Source organism: Mesorhizobium sp. M7A.F.Ca.ET.027.02.1.1 (assembly GCF_004022985.1).
GTDB lineage: Bacteria > Pseudomonadota > Alphaproteobacteria > Rhizobiales > Rhizobiaceae > Mesorhizobium.
In genome coordinates this window covers 1-1,705 of sequence record NZ_RZOL01000699.1, presented here as the reverse complement: position 1 = coordinate 1,705, position 1,705 = coordinate 1, and the positions used below count along the sequence as shown (strand labels likewise).

Annotated in this window: 2 protein-coding genes; both read right to left on the bottom strand. The window is 67.5% G+C overall.

Translation table 11 applies throughout. The features are described from left to right. Nucleotides 1–29 precede the first annotated feature (29 nt). Nucleotides 30–1,247, bottom strand: a complete 1,218-nt coding sequence (locus EN749_RS35245) for an ABC transporter permease (protein WP_128364897.1) — start codon at nt 1,245–1,247, stop codon at nt 30–32. Beyond that, nucleotides 1,244–1,705 (bottom strand): ATP-binding cassette domain-containing protein (locus EN749_RS35240; RefSeq protein WP_128364896.1); only part of this gene is annotated, 462 nt, incomplete at its 5' end. The genes EN749_RS35240 and EN749_RS35245, both read right to left, overlap by 4 nt.

The window sequence follows — 1,705 nt, the reverse complement described above, 5'->3', positions numbered from 1 at the left end:
GGAGCGCTGGCGCGCTTCCGACCGGGTGCCTATTCGTGCCGCAGCGCGTCGATCGGGTCGAGCCTGGCGCCGCGCAGCGCAGGGAAGAAGCCGAACACCATGCCGATCAGGGCGGAAAAGCCGACGGCGAGCAGGATCACCGCCGGGCTCGGCGCGAACGGGATGGTCAGCGTCACCGCGGCGAGGCCGGCCAGCGCCAGCCCGATCAGGATGCCGATAATGCCGCCGAGCAGCGACAGCACCGTCGCCTCGACCAGGAACTGGATGAGGATGTGCTTTTCATGCGCCCCGATGGCCAGCCTGATGCCGATCTCGCGCGTGCGTTCGGTGACCGACACCAGCATGATGTTCATAATGCCGATGCCGCCGACCAGCAGGCTGACGCCTGCGACGGCGCCCAGCATGCCGGTCATGGTGGTTGTGGCGCTGGCCATGGCGTCGGCGATCTGGGTCATGTCGCGGATGGCGAAATCGCTCTCGCGATCGGGTGTGATGCGGCGCGCGTCTCGCAAGATGTCCTCGACGCGCGGCTGCAACTCGCTGGTCGGCGTGCGGTCGTCGGCGGCGATGTAGATGTTGTCGATGTCGCGGTTGCCGGCGATGCGGCGCTGGTAGGCGTGCAGCGGCATCAGCACGACATTGTCCTGGTCCTGGCCGAAGCCGGTATAGCCCTTGGGCTCGAGCAGGCCGATGATCTTGCAGGAGGTGCGGTTGACGCGGATGATCTCGCCCTCGGGATCGCCGGCGCCGAAGAACTGCTGGCGCACGGTCTCGCCGATCAGGCACACGCCTGTGCCCGAGCGGGTTTCGGAATCGCTGAACGGGCGGCCCGACACCAGCTTCCAGTCGCGCGCATCGAGATAGGCGCTGTCGGTGCCGGTGACGCCCGAGGTCAGGCTCTCGGTGCCGAAGATGACGCGCACCTGTTTTTGCGAGGCAGGCGAAATGGCGCGCGCGCCAGTCAGGTGCGCCACCAGCGCCGTCAGGTCCTTTTCCGCGAGCGGACGCACCACCTGGTCGAGCCCGCCCGGTCCGCCGGGGCCGGCCGGACGGCCGGAGCGGACCACCAGCAGATTGCTGCCGAGCTTGGAGATGTCGGCCTTGACCTTTGCTGTGGTGCCCGAGCCGATGGTGAGCATGGCGATGACGGCGGCAACGCCGATGACGATGCCGAGCAGCGTCAGGAACGACCGCAGTACATTGCGGCGGATCGAGCGCAGCGAGAGGCGGACGGTTTCCCAGATCATGGCTGTGCGATCTCCAGCTTCCTGGAATCCGAAGCGACATGGCCGTCGAGGAAGCGGATTGTGCGTTCGGCATATTCGGCGACGTCGGCCTCATGCGTGACCATGGCGATGGTCAGGCCAAGCTCGGTGTTGAGCCGGGTGAGCAGGTCCATGATCTCGTGCGTGCGGGCGGTGTCGAGATTGCCGGTCGGCTCGTCGGCGACGAGGAGCGTCGGGCGCGTGACGATGGCGCGCGCGATCGCCACGCGCTGCTGCTGGCCGCCGGACAGCTCGGCCGGCGTGTGGTGCTCACGGCCGACAAGGCCGACCTCCGCCAGCGCCTGCATGGCAAGGTCGCGGCGCTCGCGCGCGGCAACACCGCGATAGATCAGCGGCAGTTCGACATTTTCGGCTGCCGTGGTGCGGGCCAGCAGATTGTAGCCCTGGAAGACGAAGCCGACATAAAGGTTGCGCAGCAT